This window comes from Parapontixanthobacter aurantiacus, from assembly GCF_009827635.1.
Classification (GTDB): Bacteria; Pseudomonadota; Alphaproteobacteria; order Sphingomonadales; family Sphingomonadaceae; genus Parapontixanthobacter; species Parapontixanthobacter aurantiacus.
Genome location: NZ_WTYW01000001.1, coordinates 1,526,765 through 1,545,379, shown reverse-complemented (window position 1 = coordinate 1,545,379; position 18,615 = coordinate 1,526,765). Strand labels below are relative to the sequence as shown.

The 18,615-nt window shown below is 58.4% G+C and carries 12 protein-coding genes, 1 tRNA gene and 1 pseudogene; 6 read left to right on the top strand and 8 right to left on the bottom strand.

Translation table 11 applies throughout. The features are described from left to right. Positions 1-8: 8 nt before the first annotated feature. The 3 genes from GRI38_RS07445 to GRI38_RS07435 all read right to left on the bottom strand — a co-directional run bounded on the left by GRI38_RS07445 (position 9) and on the right by GRI38_RS07435 (position 2,643). Positions 9-1,232, bottom strand: a complete 1,224-nt coding sequence (locus tag GRI38_RS07445) for a DUF481 domain-containing protein (RefSeq protein WP_160682214.1) — start codon at positions 1,230-1,232, stop codon at positions 9-11. 64 nt (positions 1,233-1,296) lie between these two features. Continuing rightward, the gene (locus GRI38_RS07440) at positions 1,297-1,821 is read right to left on the bottom strand and encodes a DUF1993 family protein (protein WP_160682213.1); all 525 of its coding nucleotides are present in this window, start codon (positions 1,819-1,821) and stop codon (positions 1,297-1,299) included. 120 nt (positions 1,822-1,941) lie between these two features. Further along, positions 1,942-2,643, bottom strand: a complete 702-nt coding sequence (locus GRI38_RS07435; RefSeq protein ID WP_160682212.1) for a GcrA family cell cycle regulator — start codon at positions 2,641-2,643, stop codon at positions 1,942-1,944. 123 nt (positions 2,644-2,766) lie between these two features. On the opposite strand from GRI38_RS07435, the gene GRI38_RS07430 reads away from it, so the two are divergent. Then, positions 2,767-3,639: an ABC transporter permease gene (locus GRI38_RS07430; protein WP_160682211.1), complete on the top strand. Its 873-nt coding sequence runs from the start codon at positions 2,767-2,769 to the stop codon at positions 3,637-3,639. 22 nt (positions 3,640-3,661) lie between these two features. Here the strand turns inward: GRI38_RS07430 and hspQ are convergent, their stop codons facing one another. Then, on the bottom strand, positions 3,662-4,042 hold the full coding sequence (hspQ, locus tag GRI38_RS07425; protein WP_160682210.1) for a heat shock protein HspQ: 381 nt from the start codon (positions 4,040-4,042) through the stop codon (positions 3,662-3,664). A gap of 191 nt (positions 4,043-4,233) precedes the next feature. On the opposite strand from hspQ, the gene GRI38_RS07420 reads away from it, so the two are divergent. Then, positions 4,234-4,322 (top strand) — tRNA-Ser (locus tag GRI38_RS07420). Between the two features lie 328 nt (positions 4,323-4,650). Here the strand turns inward: GRI38_RS07420 and GRI38_RS07415 are convergent. Continuing rightward, complete coding sequence (locus GRI38_RS07415) at positions 4,651-6,213, bottom strand: aldehyde dehydrogenase (NADP(+)) (RefSeq protein ID WP_160682209.1); 1,563 nt, start codon at positions 6,211-6,213, stop codon at positions 4,651-4,653. Between the two features lie 154 nt (positions 6,214-6,367). Between GRI38_RS07415 and GRI38_RS07410 the strand changes: the two genes are divergently transcribed. From GRI38_RS07410 to GRI38_RS07400, 3 genes are read left to right on the top strand one after another with little or no spacing between them, the layout of a single operon-like run. After that, positions 6,368-7,744, top strand: a complete 1,377-nt coding sequence (locus GRI38_RS07410) for a sugar porter family MFS transporter (RefSeq protein WP_237487451.1) — start codon at positions 6,368-6,370, stop codon at positions 7,742-7,744. A gap of 10 nt (positions 7,745-7,754) precedes the next feature. Further along, positions 7,755-9,287: a tryptophan halogenase family protein gene (locus GRI38_RS07405; protein ID WP_160682207.1), complete on the top strand. Its 1,533-nt coding sequence runs from the start codon at positions 7,755-7,757 to the stop codon at positions 9,285-9,287. After that, positions 9,284-10,756 carry a tryptophan 7-halogenase gene (locus tag GRI38_RS07400; RefSeq protein ID WP_160682206.1) on the top strand — a complete coding sequence of 491 codons (1,473 nt, stop codon included), beginning with the start codon at positions 9,284-9,286 and terminating at the stop codon, positions 10,754-10,756. Before GRI38_RS07405 ends, GRI38_RS07400 begins: the two co-directional genes overlap by 4 nt. On the opposite strand, the pseudogene GRI38_RS14070 reads toward GRI38_RS07400, so the two are convergent. From GRI38_RS14070 to GRI38_RS07380, 3 genes and pseudogenes are all read right to left on the bottom strand, one after another. After that, positions 10,728-11,753 (bottom strand): annotated as a pseudogene (locus GRI38_RS14070) (cupin-like domain-containing protein). The gene GRI38_RS07400 and the pseudogene GRI38_RS14070 overlap by 29 nt on opposite strands. Continuing rightward, positions 11,750-13,225, bottom strand: a complete 1,476-nt coding sequence (locus GRI38_RS07385; RefSeq protein ID WP_337191268.1) for a tryptophan halogenase family protein — start codon at positions 13,223-13,225, stop codon at positions 11,750-11,752. Before GRI38_RS07385 ends, GRI38_RS14070 begins: the two are co-directional and overlap by 4 nt. Positions 13,226-13,278: 53 nt before the next feature. Continuing rightward, complete coding sequence (locus GRI38_RS07380; RefSeq protein WP_160682203.1) at positions 13,279-14,835, bottom strand: tryptophan halogenase family protein; 1,557 nt, start codon at positions 14,833-14,835, stop codon at positions 13,279-13,281. A 272-nt stretch (positions 14,836-15,107) separates the two neighbouring features. Between GRI38_RS07380 and GRI38_RS07375 the strand changes: the two genes are divergently transcribed. Next, positions 15,108-18,494: a TonB-dependent receptor gene (locus GRI38_RS07375; RefSeq protein ID WP_237487382.1), complete on the top strand. Its 3,387-nt coding sequence runs from the start codon at positions 15,108-15,110 to the stop codon at positions 18,492-18,494. The last annotated feature ends 121 nt before the right edge of the window (positions 18,495-18,615 follow it).

The window sequence follows — 18,615 nt, the reverse complement described above, 5'->3', positions numbered from 1 at the left end:
GGTGACGATCAGAAACCGTAGATGAGCGTGATGCGGCTCAACGTATCGGTTCCGACCGTGTCCGGAGGCGGATCGGTGTCGTACTCGATCCGGTAGGAAAGACGCGCCGAAAGCGACGGGATTATCTCCGTTTCCACTCCGGTTATCGCGACGAACGTGCTGTTGTCCGACTGCACGTAGGCGCTCGAATCCTGCGTGAACTTTGTGCGCTCGTTAATTTGCCAATCCACGTCGATTGCTGCGAGAGCGGCGAGGCGGTTCTCGACCGGTTCGGAGACGGGTACGATACGCCGGTAAGCCGGCCCGCCCTGTACCGCTAACTGAAACTCGGGATCGTCGTAGATCCGGTAACCGGCCCCACCGGACAGCGAATATCGCGCGTTGAACCCCTGAAACGGACCGCGTTCAATCTGCGCCAGCCCATAAACATATGTTCGGTCATCGAGATCGTAATTCGGTTCGTAGGCAAGCGAGAGATATTCGCGTGTCGTATTGCCGTTGTTGCGACGAAAATCGGCGACACCCCGAATTTCGTGCCGCCAGTCGATACCGACCCTCTTCAGATCGAGTCCTGCCGTAAAGGCAAGGTTGTCGCTGTTTCCCGTGGCACGCGAGGCGCCGATTTCACCCTTTCCTTCCCATAGATCGAACAGGCCCGCTTCCCGAATTCGCTCTTCCTCGGCGAGCGCGGCGACGCGCGCCCGCTCTGCCTGTTCTGCAGCGAATGTCGCGGCAATCGCATCGAGGCGGGGGCCGTCCTCCGGCTGCGTCTTCTTGGCGAGTGCGATGACCGCTTCCAGCTGTCGCTCGTTGCGGCTTTCAAGCGCAGCATCGATCAGGGCCTGCGTATCCTCGGGCAGGCTGCCATCCTGAGGCTGGTTCTCTGCGAACTGGGTAGCAATGGCGTCCAGCATCGCGGCATCGTCGGGATAAAGCGATTTGGCGAGTGCTACGACCGTCTCCACGGTTGCCGTGTCGCCGGTCGCCTTGGCCTCTTCGATCATCGCCAGAACTTCTTCTGGCAGAGGTTCTTCCGAGGGATACCGTGCATTGAAGTTCGACAGGATCCAATCGAGAAGCTCGGCATCTTCCGGATGCATCTCGCGCGCGAGGGCAATGACGGCTTCCACCTTTTCGGGCTCGCCCGAATCCAGCGCACGGTCGATCATGTCACGGATTGCGAGCGGCAACTCCGCCTGCGCGGGTCCACAGACGAACCCTGCGCTCAGCATGAGTGAAAAGACCCATCGCATCGACCTAAAAGCTATCATTTTGCCGTTGCCTGATCGGTAAGGGTCAGCCCTTGAGACGCAGTCGTCCCAGAAAGTCCTGCTTGCCGACGGGGAGGCCTTTCATGCGCAGGATGTCATAGGTCGTGGTGCTATGGAAAAAGAAGTTGGGGGTAGTGAAGCTAAGAAGGAAATCCTGGACGGTGAAGTCAAGCCGCAGCTTATCACCGATCGTGAACACCAGATCATTGTCGGCGAGCTTTTCCAGTTCGGCCTCGTCGACCGCATCGCATGCGGCGATCGCTTCGTCGAGCAACGCCTTGCAGGCGGAAAAGGTCGTGGGCGGTGGAGACATATCCGGCGAAAACGTGCCGCTGCGCACGCCGTCGAGCGCCAGTTTGCTGTGTGTCCAGCAGCTTTTCACCTGATAGCCCAGCGGCAGCATGTCTTCGATCAGGCGCGTTTTGAACAGATCGCCCTCGTCGATACCCTCTGTGGAGGCCCAGCTTTCTGCCTTCTCCAACATGCGGCGCATTGCGTGAAGGATTTGCAGCCAGTTCGGTACGACGGCAGCATGAAGCGAGATTGACACGATGTTTCCCCTCAAAAGCGGACGAAGGACTTCGCGAGACGCAATAACGAAAAGCCTCGGCAGCGGAAACTGCCGAGGCTTATTTTGTTCGTTTTTTCGGCAGGCGCCGAGAGACGATCGTTAGCGAACGCGCGGACCGCCAAAAGGAAGCGGGGGAGGGGGACGGCGGGCACCGCGCGGCAGCTGCGCCTGAAAAGCCCGACCGCAATGCTCGACGCAATAGGGGAAGCCAGGATTGACCGCTTCGCCGCAGAAATGGAAATCGGGTTCACCCGGATGACCCATGGGCCAGCGGCAAACCTTGTCGCTCAATTCGAGAAGGCTCGTCTTGTCGGCAATTTCCGGGCTTGGCTTCGCAGGCACCAAACGGCGGGGCGGAGCCGGCGGGATCGGTGGTTGCTGATCGCCCGGTCCCTGTCTCAGAAAGCCGCCCGGCCCCACCGAAACGATCTTGGGCGATGACTGACCTGCATTGGGCGTAGGCTGTGGCTTGTTCGAGGTTGCGGTGTCCGCCTTCGGTGCAGCCGGCTTTTCCGTCTCAGCTTCTGCAGCCGCTTCTACGGGTTTGGGCGGCGCTTCCTTCTTCGGTTTGGGCGGGGCGGCCTTGACCGGTTTGCTTGCAACCTTCGCTTTCGCCTTTGCTTTTCCCTTCGCCTCTCCTGCCTTGACGGGTGAGGGGCGCGATTTCAAGCCGAGCCGATGAGCCTTGCCGATGACGGCATTGCGGCTCACATCGCCCAGTTCGTCAGCGATCTGGCTGGCGGTCGCGCCGCCCTCCCAAAGCTTTTTGAGGGTCGCGATCCGTTCTTCGGTCCAGGCCATGTGAGGGGCTTTCCGTCGTATTGCGAACGTCGCGCGGGGATAACCGTGTCGCGTAGTTCGCGGTTTCATGAAATGCGGCAGCAACGCTTGCCAGCCGGTCCGGGCGGTATTAGGCGCGCGGTCATGGCCGATCAAGCAGAACCAACCGAAATCCCGCAGTCCTTGCCCGTAACCTCGGCCTTTTCTCCCTATGGAGAGCCTGTCATCACCGGGGTCAATACGTTGGGATTGTGGAGTCTCTATTTAAAGGAGGTTCGGCGGTTTCTCAAGGTCCAGACCCAGACTATCTGGGGTCCTGCCGTCAGTACCTTGCTGTTTCTCGTGATTTTCGACGTCGCTTTGGGACGAGCAGGACGGGAAGTCCTTGGCGTTCCGTTCGCCAGCTTCATCGCACCGGGGCTTATCGTGATGGCGATGATGCAGAACGCCTTTGCGAATACGAGCTTTTCCCTTTTGGCCGGAAAGATCCAGGGAACGATCATCGATCTGCTCATGCCGCCTCTGTCGGTCGGCGAACTGATGGCGGGTATCGTAGCGGCAGGCATCACGCGCGCGTTCATGGTCGGCGCGGCGATGGTCGTGGCTGTCATCCTATATCCGAACGTGTCGCTGGGCGTCGAGCATATCTGGGCAATCGCGTGGTTCGGCCTGATGGGGGCGACGATGCTTTCGCTCTTCGGGCTGCTGACCTCGATCTGGGCGGAGAAGTTCGATCACAACGCGGCAATCACGACCCTCGTAGTCGCACCGCTCGCGTTGCTGTCAGGCACGTTCTACACGATCGACAACCTTCACGGCATCTTCCAGACGATCAGCCGAGCCAACCCGTTCTTTTACGTAATTTCGGGCTTCCGCTATGGATTTATCGGAGAGAGCGACATCGGTTCAGGGACAAGCGCAGTCGTTCAGGCCGCGATCGGTCTGGGCGTCTTCAACCTCGCACTGGCGGTTATCGTCTATCTGGTCTTGAAGAGCGGCTGGAAGATCAAGAGCTGATCTTACGGGGTCGCGCCGCTGCTCAGTGAGTAAGAGCTCGTCGCATCCGGTACCGTCCTGCTTCGAAGTTTTCGAAGAGTTGCGATACATCGGGGTGCTCGACCGGGCCGCCTTCGCTATCGGGGATCAGGTTCTGCTGACTGACATAAGCGGTGTAGCTGGAATCGTCGCTTTCGGCGAGTAGGTGATAGAACGGTTGTTCGCGTTCGGGGCGTATGTCCTTCGGGATCGACTCGTACCATTCCTCGCTATTGGCGAATACGGGGTCGACATCGAAGATAACGCCGCGAAAGTCGAACATGCGATGGCGCACGACATCGCCGATACCGAACCGGGTGTGAGAGCGGAACGGCACCGTAATCTTTCGGCCAGCCTGTTCGGAAAAGAATTCGGATAGGTCCATGACGCATATATGGCGCCCCTGACCGCGGGTCACAAGGGCGGGGAAGTTGCTTTTCGAGTGCTTCCGAATGACATCTTGCGAATTACAGCGACCGAAGACCGTATTAAAGCTTGGCAAGTATCCCCCGCTGCGCTAACCGCCGCGCTTCGTCGATCGCACGGCCGTTTTAGGCGGCCGCACCCACGAAATGCGGAGGGGTGCCGGAGTGGTCGAACGGGGCAGTCTCGAAAACTGTTGTGCCTTCTGGGTACCGTGGGTTCGAATCCCACCCCCTCCGCCATCTTATCGATGAGACGCTATCTCACCGGCAATGCAATCGCATAGGGCCGCGTTGAGGAGGACTCGCGGCCGAAGCTCGTGACGGTCGTAGCAATCAGGCTCTTCCGCTTGTCGGCGACGCCGGTCTGACCAAATCGTGCGCGGAGCGTAAAAAGCTACGTCGTATTCCAACTCCGCCAGAACGGTAGCCTGGCTCGAATTCGGAGCACCCCAACAAAGCGAGCGACATTATTATGCGGCCTGGGAATTACCGCATGCAAACCACCCGCCCCAGAATTTGAACGGCGGCAGATCTGGTTCGATCCGCCGCCGTTCGCCTAGCCTTTGAATCAAACGCGATGCTTGCCGTTAACGCGGATAAGGCAGCCCGGATTATCGTTTTTGAGGGGGGTCGGGAGGAGGCTTTCAGGCATGTCCTGATAGGATACCGGCCGCAGGAAGCGTTCGATCGCCAACGTTCCGACAGACGTGCTGCGTCCATCCGACGTCGCCGGAAAAGGCCCTCCGTGAACCATCGCGTGCGTCACATCGACTCCGGTCGGCCACGAGTTGGCAATAATTCGTCCGGCAATCTGTTCTAGGACCGGAACGAGTTTCGCAGCCTCCGTATGATCTGCTTCGGACATGTGCAGCGTTGCAGTCAACTGACCTTCAAGGCTGGCAAGGATGTTTGCGACTTCATCGAGGTCGGCGCAGCGAACGATGATCGAACTCGGTCCGAAGAATTCCTCCTGAAAACCCTTATCCTTGCGGAAATCTTCCCCCGTTACAGTATAGACATGCGCTTGACCGCAAGCGGAGGAACCTTCCGCGCCGACACCGACTAACTCTACCCCGGTGAGACGGCCTAGCGCTGCGATGCCCTTGCTGTAGGCCGACTGGATACCCTTGGTAAGCATGGTCTGGCCGGCAACATCGGGAAGAGCGTCACGGGTTGCTTCCACGAACTGAGATGCAGCGTCCCCATCTACACAAAAGACCAGTCCGGGATTGGTGCAGAATTGTCCGGCTCCGAGCGAAAGCGAAGCAACATAGGCAGCGGCCAGGTCCTTCGCGCCTTCCTGCAAACGTGCGGGCATGAGGACGACCGGGTTGATGCTGCTCATTTCAGCATAGACCGGGATGGGGACCTCGCGATTTGCGGCATGCTCTATCAAGGCAAGCCCACCGGAGCGCGAGCCAGTGAAACCGACCGCTGCAATATGCGGGTCCTTCACCAGCGCCTCGCCCAAGTCGTATCCAGTTCCCGATAGCATCGAGAATACTCCGGCTGGCAAGCCGCATTCGGAGACTGCTTCGGAGATAGCTCCCGCAACCATTTCCGAAGTGCCCGGGTGGGCCGGGTGGCCCTTCACGACCACGCAGCAGCCAGCGGCCAGAGCCGACGCGGTATCTCCCCCGGCAACCGAGAAAGCGAGCGGGAAATTGCTCGCACCGAAAACAGCGACCGGACCCAAGGGTATCTTGCGAAGTCGGAGGTCGGGCTTGGGCGGCGTGCGCTCAGGATCAGCATGATCAATTCGCAAACTCTGCCAAGCGCCCTCCTCGACCTCGTCGGCAAACAGGCGAAGTTGTCCGACCGTGCGACCGCGCTCTCCTGTCAGTCTGGCTTGCGGGAGGCCGCTCTCTGACATGGCGCGCTCAGTCAGAGCCTCGCCGAGAGCGTCGATCTTGTCGGCGGCGAGGCGCAGAAATTTCGCCCGCTCAGCTTGGGAAAGGGCACCGAATTTATTTTGAGCTTCAGCTGCTGCAGAGCATGCGTCTGCGACATCTTGTTTGGTCGCCTCGGCGAATTCGGGAGCCAATGGTTCTCCGCTAGCGGCATCGACAGCCTCGAAGCTCGCATTCCCGTCCCGCCATTCACCCGCGATCAAATTCTTGCCTGTCAGCATCCTAACTTCTCCAATCTTCAGTAACTAGATGTTCGTAAAACGCCGCTTGCCAAATCCGCGTTTTTCGCTGAAAGGTAGCGCTACCATAAACGGAAGATTGTGCAACAGCACGACCAGGGAGAGGGTTTTGAACAACGCGCATTCGGGCGCCAACATGGCGCTAATTTCTGCGATCGTGGCTGTTGCCACGCTGGGCGGGTTTCTTTTCGGTTTCGATAGCGGAGTCATCAACGGCACGGTCGACGGCTTGCGGATCGCGTTTTCGTCGGACGATGTCGGCACGGGCTTCAACGTTGCCTCCATGCTGCTCGGTTGTGCAGTCGGTGCATTCGTTGCCGGGCGTCTTTCGGATATCCTTGGTCGTCGGCGTACGTTGCTGATCGCTGCGGTGTTCTTCATCGTAAGCGCCTATGGTTCGGGCATCGCCGGTTCGTCCATCGAGTTCGTCATCTATCGCATCATCGGTGGCCTTGCGGTCGGAGCGGCGAGCGTCCTCGCTCCTGCTTATATCAGTGAGGTTACGCCAGCGAATCTTCGCGGTCGGCTTTCCAGCCTTCAGCAGGTTATGATCATCGTTGGTCTCACGGCAGCGTTCCTGTCAAACTATCTGCTGGCTGAGTACGCCGGGTCATCCACCGAGACTTTCTGGCTTGGCTTTGAAGCATGGCGCTGGATGTTCTGGATGGAACTGATCCCGGCGACGATCTTCCTAATCGCTCTTATCTTCATCCCGGAAAGTCCGCGCTATCTTGTGACACGCGGTGATGTGGAGAAGGCGCGCGGCGTTCTCGATCGTCTCTTCGGCGCTTCGGTCGGGGCCCGGAAAGTCACCGAAATTGAGACTTCGATATCTAACGATCACGCCCCGCGGCTATCTGATCTCATAGATCGGCAAAGCGGCCGGCTCCGCACCATAGTATGGGTCGGGATCGGACTGGCGACATTCCAGCAGTTAGTCGGAATTAACGTCGTGTTCTATTATGGTGCCGTGCTTTGGCAGGCCGTTGGTTTCAGCGAATCCGATGCGCTGAAAATCAACATTCTCAGCGGGTCCATCTCGATCGGCTCGGTAATCCTCGCCATCGCGCTGATAGATCGGGTCGGACGCAAGCCTCTGCTGCTGATCGGCTCGATCGGTATGGCGGTCACGCTGGCGATCATGTCCTTTGCCTTCATGAGCGGCTCGCTCGTAGATGGCACGCTGGAATTGTCAGACAGCGCCGGACTTACCGCTTTGGTGGCGGCGAATATCTACGTCGCCTTCTTCAACTTCAGCTGGGGCCCGGTAATGTGGGTCATGCTGGGCGAGATGTTTCCAAACCAGATCCGTGGCTCCGGTCTGGCGGTAAGCGGCTTCGCGCAGTGGATTTCCAATTTCGGGATCACGATGACTTTCCCGGTCATGCTCGCCAGCATCGGCTTGTCTGGTGCCTATGGGTTCTACGCGATTAGCGCTGCTATCTCCGTAGTCTTCGTGTGGGCCATGGTGCGAGAAACCAAGGGTCTGGAACTCGAGGAAATGCAAGGGTAGCCCTAGGGGCATGAGCCGAGGCATATCCGAAAGAACCGAGAAGGTCCGCGTTGTCGTTCTGGGGGGCGGCACCGCGGGCTGGATGACTGCAGTAGGTATTGCCAAACTGCTGCCTGACGCTGCCGACGTCCAGCTTGTCGAAAGCGAAGACATCGGCATCGTCGGGGTAGGGGAAGCGACGTTGCCACATATCCGCGGCTTCGTGGAAAAGCTCGGCATCGATGAGGCGGCTTTCATGAAAGCCACTCATGCGACCTTCAAGCTGGGAATCGATTTTCGCGATTTCGGCCGTATTGGCGAAAGCTATATCCATCCCTTCGGCTCCTTCGGCGAAGAGTTGAACGGAGTAGGGTTTCACCACTATTGGCTCGAACTGCAGCGCCATGGGCTCGCACGACCGTTGGGCGATTATTCCCTTGCAGTCGTTGCCGCGCAGGCCAACCGGTTCCGCCCTCCAGCAAACGATGTGAGCCTCGCTTCGACCTATGGCTATGCCTACCAGTTCGATGCGACACTGTTTGGCCCGTTCATGCGCGACTTTGGCTTATCCAACGGCGTCACGCGACACGAAGGCAAGGTGAACGAAGTCGAGCGTGACGGCGTCGATGGCAACGTCACCGCATTGATGCTGGAGGACGGGCGACGCATTGAAGGCGATCTCTTCGTCGACTGTTCGGGTTTCCGTTCGCTCCTGCTGGGTGAGAAGCTGGAGGAAGAATGGGAGGACTGGACCCACTGGCTCCCCTGCGATCGAGCAGCGGCCTTGCCCTGTACACATGCAACCCCGGATATACGACCTTATACCACTGCGACTGCAATGCCAGCGGGCTGGCGTTGGCAGATTCCCCTGCAACATCGCATGGGCAACGGCTACGTCTTTTCGAGCGCGCATATCTCCGAGGAAGAAGCCTGCGATGCCATTGTTGCAGCGGCCGATGGCGAGCCGTTGACCGAGCCCCGCATCCTGCGCTTTCGCCCCGGTCGCCGTCGCAGGTCATGGAGCCGAAATGTCATTGGGGTAGGCTTGGCGAGCGGTTTTCTCGAGCCGCTTGAATCAACCTCGATCTACCTTGCCCAAATGGCGATAACCTATTTGATCGAACTTTTTCCGACAGATGGCAAAATCGATCCGCGCGACCGCGATGAGTTCAACCGACTCGTCGATATGGAATACGACCGCGTGCGCGATTTCCTCATTCTGCATTATCACGCGACCACGCGCGACGATTCCGAATTCTGGAACCACGTGCGCACCATGACGGTGCCTGACAGCCTCGAGACCAAGCTTGAGCTGTGGCGCAAGGCTGGTCGTATCGAGAAATATTCGGACGGTCTGTTCTACGATGCCAGTTGGATTGCGGTCTATGTTGGCCAGGGCATGTTGCCGGAGCGGCATGACACGCGTCCAGCGCTCGGTAATGCTCAGCAACTTGCAAAGGCCACCGAACGTCTTCGAGAAGCTATATCAGCGGAAGTCGCCGCGATGCCCCAACACGATGAATATTTGCGCAGTGAAGCGGCGAGAGTCGCCGAGGTGGCATGAGTTCACCGCGTGAACCCTGCCGCAGGATCGTCGTCGTCGGCGATGGACAAGTCGGCCTCGTCGCCGCAATTGCCTTGCGACAAGCAATGCCTGCCAGCCAGGTCGTGCTTATTGGCCAGCAGCCGAACCCGGCATCTTTTGCCGACTACGCTCAGACATCACTGCCCAGTTCAAACATGCTGCACGATCGCATCGGACTCGAAGAAAGCGAAATAGTGCTAAAGGCGGGCGGTAGTTATCGCCTGGTCACACGCTATCAGGGATGGGGCGGCCTAAATCACGAAGGGCTTCTTTCATATGAGGAGACACTCGACCCCGCGCTTAGGACTGCCTTTGCTCGCGAATGGGGTGGGACGCGGCAATTAGGACAAAGCGACCTTCGACAGGGCTCGCTCGCGCAGGTTCTCGCGGATGCCGGACGGTTTGCGCCTTCGCCGCCGGGTTCGCCGACACTCTTGTCCGACGTAGTATATGCCCTCCGTTGGAATACGCAGGCCTACCGCAATCTTCTTATCGAGCGCGCGAAGACACTGAATGTTCAATACGTTCAAGGCACAATCAGCGCGGTAGAACCGGGACACGACGCATCCATCGCCGCTATTGTTGTAAATGGGCAGGGCAGGATCGAAGCTGATCTCTTCATCGATTGCAGTGGACCGGTGGCGACCTTGCTCGCGTCACATGGCGATTTTGCCATGGTCGACTGGTCGGACACCCTGCCCACGCGCACCGTCTACATCGGCAAACCGACGAGCCCCGTTATCGCGCTCGAGGATCGCATTTCTCTTGGGGAAGAGGGCTGGCTGACTCAGGTGGCAGGCAGGGACGGGCTTCATACCATCCTCGGAACGGGCGAGGGGGTAGCTCGCGACGAGGCTCTGGCTGCGCTCGGCGCGCCGGCGGCCGCGGCGGTGCAACTGACGCAGGGACGCGTGGCCGAGCCATGGCTTGGAAACGTCATTGCGATTGGGGATGCCAGCGCACGGTTCGAGCCAATTGGCCCCTATAACCTCGACTTGGCGCACCGACAGATCGAATTGCTGCTCGAAATGTTACCCGGCCGTCAAATCGAACCGCTGGAGCGGGCTGAATACAACCGTCGATCCGTCATGATGATGGAAGCTGCGCACGAAAGCCTCGCAAGGCATTTCGTAACTCCGCAGGCAAGCTCAGTGTTCGGTTCGCGTCCTGTGCCGGGTCGGGTCGCTGAAGAACTCGATCAATTCGAGCGCCGAGGTCGCATACCGTTCCGCGAGGAAAGTCCGTTGAGCCCGCAGGGGCGCTTTGCACTATTGCTGGCGCTCGGCTTCAAGCCCGGTTTGCCGCCCACAGCACAAAGCGCCGATGGCGGATCAGAGGAACGTGCTCGTCAAGAATTCGCGCAGCGCGCGCAGGCGGCTGTCGAATTCGCTCCGCCTTATGCTCAATGGCTTGCGTCGGTTACCCGTCAGACTCCAGTGAGCGTATGATAACGTTACGCATGTGATTAAAGAGTTCGGGCGAGGGCGCACTCAGAATGCCTTTGGCATGTTCGGGTAGATGCTCTGCTGGATCGCCGGATCGCTCGAAAACATAATAATCGAGAATTTCTCGCCAAACGGCTCGCTGGTCATCCGGCAAATGCTTGAAAGCAAGTATGGCGTGCAGCAAACCATCGTAGGGACGGCCGATCCCGACCGGCTTCCCCGGCGCCCACCAATAATTGACAAGGATGCTTATCGGTTCGAGCGATTCGACACCGTGCCACCACCCGTAAGGTATATAGATGGCATCGCCCGGCTAGAGCGTTGCTTGCTGCGCATCTTGCCAGGCTTCGGCGAAGCGGGGAAACCGGTCCAGATCGGGAGCCGCCAAATCCACCAAGCTGATTGGGGTCCCTGCTGGCGTCAGTTCGAAAGGTCCAGGATAGAGGTCTGCGGTCCGGTTGGGCGGAAAAAGGGTGAATCGACGCCGACCCGCCACGCAGCAAGCTACGTTCTCCTTCGCATCATAATGCGGCGCAACGCTGATGCGGTTGCCAATCCAGATCCGCGGCATGACAGCAGGTAAGATTTCCAGAGCGTTTTCTGTGAGGAACTGCGGTGCAACATGCGAGAGTTCTTCTGATTGCACAGCCATGGCGGGCGGCGCATCGACAACCTTCGCCTTGAGCAGATCGGCCAAGAATGCTCGAAGGTGTCCGCTGCCATTGACGAAATTCAGCGAACGAAGATCCTCGTGATAAAAGAAGCGACCGCGCGCGTTCGGCGGGGCTGCGATGGCATTGACTGGGCGATTGACGGCGCGCTGTGTCAGATAATCGCAAATGGCTTCATCGCCCTGCTGAGTTGCGTGTACCGCAGGCCAATCGGCAACCAACCTCCGCATTACGACGGGCAGCGTGGTCTCGCGAATTTCATCGAACCTTTCGCTCGTAATCGGTGCCTCGATCTCGGGAATTGGGGCAGGCGGGGGCAGGCCGCTCATGCGCTCAAGCGTTCGCGAGGTGACATCGCTCCGCCTCGCTGTTGCAGGAACTGATCCTGCGTCGGCAATTGTTGCGCAGTTTGCTCAATCACTTTTCGGATGTGGGCCAAGCGGTTGAGCGTTTCCGTCTCGTCCAGCAACCGCGCGACTGGATGATGGGTAAGCGGTACAACTCCCTGTCCCAGCATGACAGAGAGCCAACTTGCTTCAGTGAAAAGCTCGTTATTTTCACGGAAGATGCGACCGGAACGGCGGAACATCTCTATCTTTTCCAGTACGCCGTCCGGCATTTCGAGATTTCGGCAATAGCGCCAGAAATCCGAATCATCACGCTCGGTACAGTGGTAGTGAAGGACGAGAAAATCTCGAATATCGCTATATTCGCGCTCGGTTTCCTTATTGAAACGCGCGATTTCCACTTCTGAAAACGACTTGTCGGGGAATAGCGACATCAGCCGCGCGATGCCTGACTGGACAAGGTGGATAGACGTCGATTCAAGGGGTTCGAGAAAGCCGGCAGCCAGACCGAGCGCAACTACGTTCTTTTCCCATGCGCGTGCGCGGTGCCCGGCTTTGAAGGAAAGCTGGTTCGGCTCGGCCAGCGGCTCTCCGTCTAGGTTTGCCAACAACAAGTCGGTTGCCTCGGAGCGGTCCAAATGATCGGAGGCGAAGACATGTCCGTTGCCGATCCGATGCTGTAGCGGAATGCGCCACTGCCACCCGGCAGAGCGAGCGGTCGAGCGGGTTAATGGTTCATTCCGTCCCCCGAGCGTGCAGGGCACGGCCACGGCGCTGTCGCATGGAAGCCAGTGGGACCAATCGGAGAAAGGAACGTCGAGCGCCTGACCAAGCAATAGCGAGCGGAAGCCGGAGCAATCGACGAAAAGCTCTCCTTCCACCTTGGTACCGTTGTCGAGCATGAGAGCGGCCACGTGTCCGGTTTCGCTTTCTTGCTCCACTTCGACGACACGCCCCTCGATACGGCGAACGCCGGCGGCTTCGGCTTTCTTGCGAAGGAATGCTGCATAGCGGGCGGCGTCGAACTGAAAGGCATAGGCCAGTTTGGCCATGGGGGATTTGGTATCGGGCCGCGGCCAGTCGAACTTCCCGGCCTTTCCCGCCATCGCTGCTATCGAATATTCGTCGATCGACGCCGTATCGCCCAAGGCCTTTCCGCGAATCCAGAAATGCTGGAATTCGATGCCGAGCATATCGATGCCGTGCGTGCCGAAAGGGTGCACGTAAGAATGACCGAGACGTAGCCAGTCGACGAATTCTATGCCCAACTTGTAGGTGGCGCGGGTCTCTCGCATGAACTCCATTTCGTCGAGCCCGATCATGCGGTTGAAACCGATGATCTGCGGAATAGTCGCTTCACCTACACCGACCGTGCCGATCGCTTCGCTTTCCACCAGCGTGATCGAGAAGGACGGCAGCTTACCCATGATGTGGGCAAGCGCGGTCGCCGCCATCCAACCGGCCGTGCCGCCACCTACGATGACGACTTTCGTTATCGGCTCGGCATTCATGCAGCGTGTTCCCGAGCGGACATATCGTGCCAGCCACCTGATTGCCGGATGAAGTCCTCGTGCAGAGGCAGCTTCTCGGCCGTTTCCCGGTAGGCCGCACGCATCTGTTTCATCGCTGAGGCGACCCTATCAGGGTCGAGCGAATCGGCGATCGCATCATAACTTTCGGGCCAGGTGTTTTGCCCGAGCATTACGGAAATCCAGCTATCGGCTGCGAAGAGCTCAGCATTCTCGCGAAAGACGCGACCGTGAAGACGCCATAACTCCATCTTACGAGAAAGGCTTTCTGGAACGTCCATGTCGCGCACATAGCGCCAGAACTCCGTATCGTTCCGCTGAGTAGCCTTGTAGTGAAGTATGACGAAGTCGCGAACATCTTCAAAAAGCTCGCGCATGCCGCGATTATATTCGTCGCGCTCGATCGGGCTTATCGGATTGTCGGGAAATAGGGCGAACAGGCGGGCGATGCCGTTTTGAATGAGGTGGATGCTGGTGGATTCGAGAGGTTCGATGAAACCCGCGGACAATCCGAGCGAAACAACATTGTGGCTCCAAGCCTTCTTGCGCATACCGGTCAGGAAACGCAAAGTCCGTGGCTCGCTGATGGGACTGCCTTCAAGATTGGCAAGCAGAATGTCCTGAGCCTCGCCTTCATCCATATAGCCGCTTGAAAAAACATGGCCGTTCCCAGTTCGGTGCTGCAGCGGGATGCGCCACTGCCAGCCAGCGCCATGAGCTGTCGAGCGAGTGAAAGGGGACGGCGGACCCGAACTTTCGCTTGGCACGGCGATTGCACGATCCATCGGAAGCCAGTGGCTCCAATCTTCGTAACCGGTCTCGAGTGCCTCCTCGATTAAAAGGCCGCGAAAACCCGAGCAGTCGATGAAAAGGTCGCCTTCGATCTGATCGCCATTCTCCAGCACCACGGCGCGGATGTCACCCGTTTCTCCGTCGCGCTCTACACTGGCTATCCGCCCCTCGGTACGTCGCACACCGCGCCCCTCGGCCATTTTGCGAAGCAGTGCCGCGTAAAGGGAAGCATCGAAGTGGTAAGCGTAGATTATCTGATTCACGAGCGACTTGGCTCCGACAGCCGGCCGGGCAAACTTGCCGGTCATCGCTGCAGCGGTGCTCATCGAATATTCGCCGATAGTACCAAGCTGTCCGCCCCGCGCGACTTCGCGCAGGAACAGCTGGTGAAAGGCAATCCCGTGAAAGGATTGGCCGTAGCTTCCGAATGGATGAAAATATCGGTCGCCCTGCCGACCCCAGTTCACGAACTCGATACCCAGCTTGAAGGTGCCGCGAGTCGCCTGAAGAAATTCATCCTCGCGAATGTCGAGCATCGCGTTGAAATTGACGATTGGCGGGATCGTCGCCTCGCCGACGCCAACCGTGCCGATGGCGTCCGACTCGACCAAGTCGATCGTCCTTCTGCCATCGTTGAAGAAACGCGCGAGAGCTGCAGCTGCCATCCAACCGGCAGTGCCGCCGCCTACGATTACGACCCGTTCGATCCGGTTTACGGTACCGATACCATTTGCCTGTCCCATCGAGACTGGCTCCTACCGCGTTGAACGCATGTTGGCAATTTACCACAGTATTCGGCTAAAAGAACGCAACCCCCTCTTGCCAATCGCTCGTCGCGCCGATAAGTCGATTGACCGAGGAACAGACAGCTGCCGAATTTTATTGGTAGCGCTAACATGGGAGGGATGGTCTTATGACCAAGGCGATGTCCAGCCGCAATCCGCGTGCACTAGGGCGTGACGTTTTCAAAAAATCTATGCTGCGGACGGGTGCATCTGCTCTCGTTGTAAGCAGTTTGATCTACAGCTCGGTCGCTTTCGCGCAAGAAGCGGACGAACAGCCACTTTCCCCTGAAGAGAATGTCATCATCGTTTCGGGGATCCGTCAATCGCTGGCCAATGCCCAGGACATCAAGCGGGATGCCGATACGGTCGTCGATGCGATTACGGCAGAAGACATCGGCGCGTTGCCGGACCGCTCGGTTACGGAAGCGCTTCAGCGCGTTCCCGGCATCGCGATCAACCGCTTTGCCGGTTCCAATGACCCTGACCACTTCTCCGTAGAGGGATCGGGCGTTACCGTCCGCGGTCTGAACTTCGTTCGGTCCGAGTTCAACGGTCGCACCGCTTTTGCAGCAGGCGTTAACGGCCAGGCGCTGAACTTCGCCGACGTTCCTTCTGAACTGCTCGGCTCGGTCATAATTTCCAAGAACGCGACTGCAGACATGATCGAGGGCGGTCTCGCCGGGACGGTCAATCTCAATACGCGTAAACCGTTCGATAGCGGGTCCGACGATCTCAAGGTGGCGTTCAGTGCGGAGGCCAATTACGGCGACTTTCGCGAAGAATGGACGCCCACCATCTCGGGATTGATCAGCAAGGCATGGACCACCGATGCCGGCCGTTTCGGCATTCTCGTAAGCGGCGCGTTCTCACAGATCAAAAGCCGCGCTGACGGTCTTCAGGTTGCCAACTACCAGACCCGCGACGGGGAACTGGTTCGCACTGCCAATACGACGGATCGGTTCGTATGTCGTAACCCGCTTCCAGCGCCGGTCGATGAGATGACCCTGCCTCCTGCGAACGCCGCTTGCGGTAATTTCGGGACCGAAGGAGCAGACGGTTTCGCTGACTACGCGGATTACCGCGTTGCGCCGGTCGGCGGACAGTTCCGGACGCAGGATTTCAATCGCAAGCGTGATGGTATCGCGGCTTCCGCTCAGTGGGAAAGCCTCGATGAGCGGACGCGTCTGACCGCGGAGTTCATTCGCTCACACACGACCAATGACTGGGGCGAATACACGTATGAAACTGCGCCCGACCTGACCGAATATTCGACCTATCCGCTGGGCTGTCAGCAGAACGCTAACGGGCCGAACGTGATCGATAGCAACAACACGATCAACCCGGATGACGAAACGCCGCCTCGCGCTCAGTGCCCAGTCGGTGGGTATCAAGACTTCGTTTATGACGAGGATGGCCTGTTCCAGTCCGGCTACATAGTTGATGCTTCGAACGGCTGGCGCGGCGCAGTCAACAATTACGATCCTACGCTCGGCTCGGGCGGTTCGCCTTACGTGCCGATCGGTGGGTCGCAGTTCTCCTTGGCAAAGCGAGGGGTGCAGGACGAAACGACGAACACCGATTACAGCCTCAGGCTCGAGCATCAGCTTACCGACCGGCTTGCGGTAGAACTGGATGCTCAATACGCAACTTCCCGCCGCGAGAACCTGGACGTAAGCATTCTCGGTTCGCTGTTTGCCGATCAGGAACTGGATATCTCAGGAGAGTATCCGGTCATTGTTCCGCATGCGCCGCAATTCCTTGGTTACACCTGGTCGGCGCCTAGCCCGGCTCTGGATGCGATCATCGTTCGTGATGCGGAGGGCAATCCCACGCAGCAGCGCGACGATGCAGCGTACTTCTCCGATCCGCGGTTCCAGTTCTGGCGCGCCGCCATGGATCACGCCGAAGACAGCCAGGGCGATCAATTCGCATTCGCCGCCGACTTCACCTACGAGTTCGATGACGACGCCTTCATCCGGCGCGTAAAATTCGGCGGTCGCTACCAAGGGCGCGAACAGGACGTTCGTTACACGACGTATAACTGGGGTCGTTTGAGCGAAGTTTGGACGGGAAGCCGTCCGATCAACGTGGCCGATGTGCCCGCCGACGCTTCCGAGCGTTATGAATTTCCGAACTTCTTCCGCGGCGAAGTCCCGGGTCCTCCGGGAGCATTCTACTATGCAGGCAACCCGGCCGAGGATTACAACAGCGCCGTAGACTTTGCGCGTTCGGTACAGGATCTGGCAGTTCAGTCAGGGGCAACGATCGACTGGCAGCCTTTGGCTGCCCGTGCTCAGGCTATTGACGGAACGCCCTATCTTCCAAGCGACATCCAGACGATCGATCAGGATGACTACGCGCTGTATGCGATGATCAACTTCGGCAGCGATGACCTGTTCGGTGACGTTCGATTCTCCGGCAACCTCGGTGTCCGGTACGTCAATACGAAGGTTCGCTCGGCAAGTTCGCGTGGTCCCGGCAGTCAGGAAGACCTCGGAATCGAAGAAGCGTTTATCTTTGAAGTGACCAACCCAGATACGGGCGAGATTACCTTCGACGGCCGTTGCGCCCCGCGGGCCCGTCCGATTGAATTGGGCGGCGGTAACATCATTCCTGGCGGTATCTGTACCATCGGCGAGGCGGCCTATGAAGCGCTGCGTAATTTTGCAGATGGTAGTCTTACGTATGAGCAGCGCGGCAACAACTACGACTATTTCCTACCGAGTGCGAACCTCAAGTTTGGCCTGACCGACGACCTCATCGTCCGTCTGGCTGCTTCGAAGGTTCTGACCCGTCCGGAAAACAGTTATATTCGCAACTACTTCACGCCGCGAGTAGACACGGAAGGCAACTACCTTGCATCGGCCGGTGATCCGACTTTGCTTCCGGCAACGGCTTGGCAGTTCGACGCCAGCGTAGAATGGTACTTTGCGACGGTCGGTTCGTTGACGTTCAACGCGTTTTACAAGGATGTGAAGAACTTCTTCTATCAGCAGGTGCGTGACGAAACGATCACGAACGCCGCTGGCGAAACTCGCACTGTCAATGTCCGCGGTCCTGCCAACTTCGATGGAAGCGGCAAGATCAAGGGCTTTGAAGTCGCTTACCAGCAAACGTTCGACTTCCTGCCCCAACCGCTCGACGGGTTCGGCGTTCAAGCGAACTACACCTATATCGACAGTCAGGGATTGCCCAACACGTTCCTGAATGGTGGCCAGGCAGTCAATGATTCGACGGTCGAACCGGGGAATTTGCCACTCGAGCAGCTGTCGGAGCATAACTACAACGTTGCGGGCTTCTACGAGAAGGGAGCAGTTTCGGTTCGAGCTGCCTATAACTGGCGTTCGCGCTTCCTCCTCACGGCTTCTGACGTGATCTTCCCGTACTACTCGATCTTCAACGAGCCGACGGGTCAGCTCGATGCTTCGGCGTTCCTGAACATCGGATCGGTTCTCGGCCTACCCGGAGACGTGCGGATCGGGGTCCAAGGCGTTAACCTGTTGAACGAAGTCACGAAGACGACGCAGGCATACACCGGTAATCCCGATGACCTCGCCCCGCGGTCGTACTTCATGAACGACAGAAGGTTTTCCTTTATCATCCGCGGAAACTTCTAAACTTCTCTCTCTATCTGAGGCCGTGCCATCCCACCGGGTGGCACGGCCTCTTTTTATGCCCGGCGGAAGTCACGATGTTATTCGGGTAGCGAAACTGCCGACGAAAAAGGCCGCGTCACCG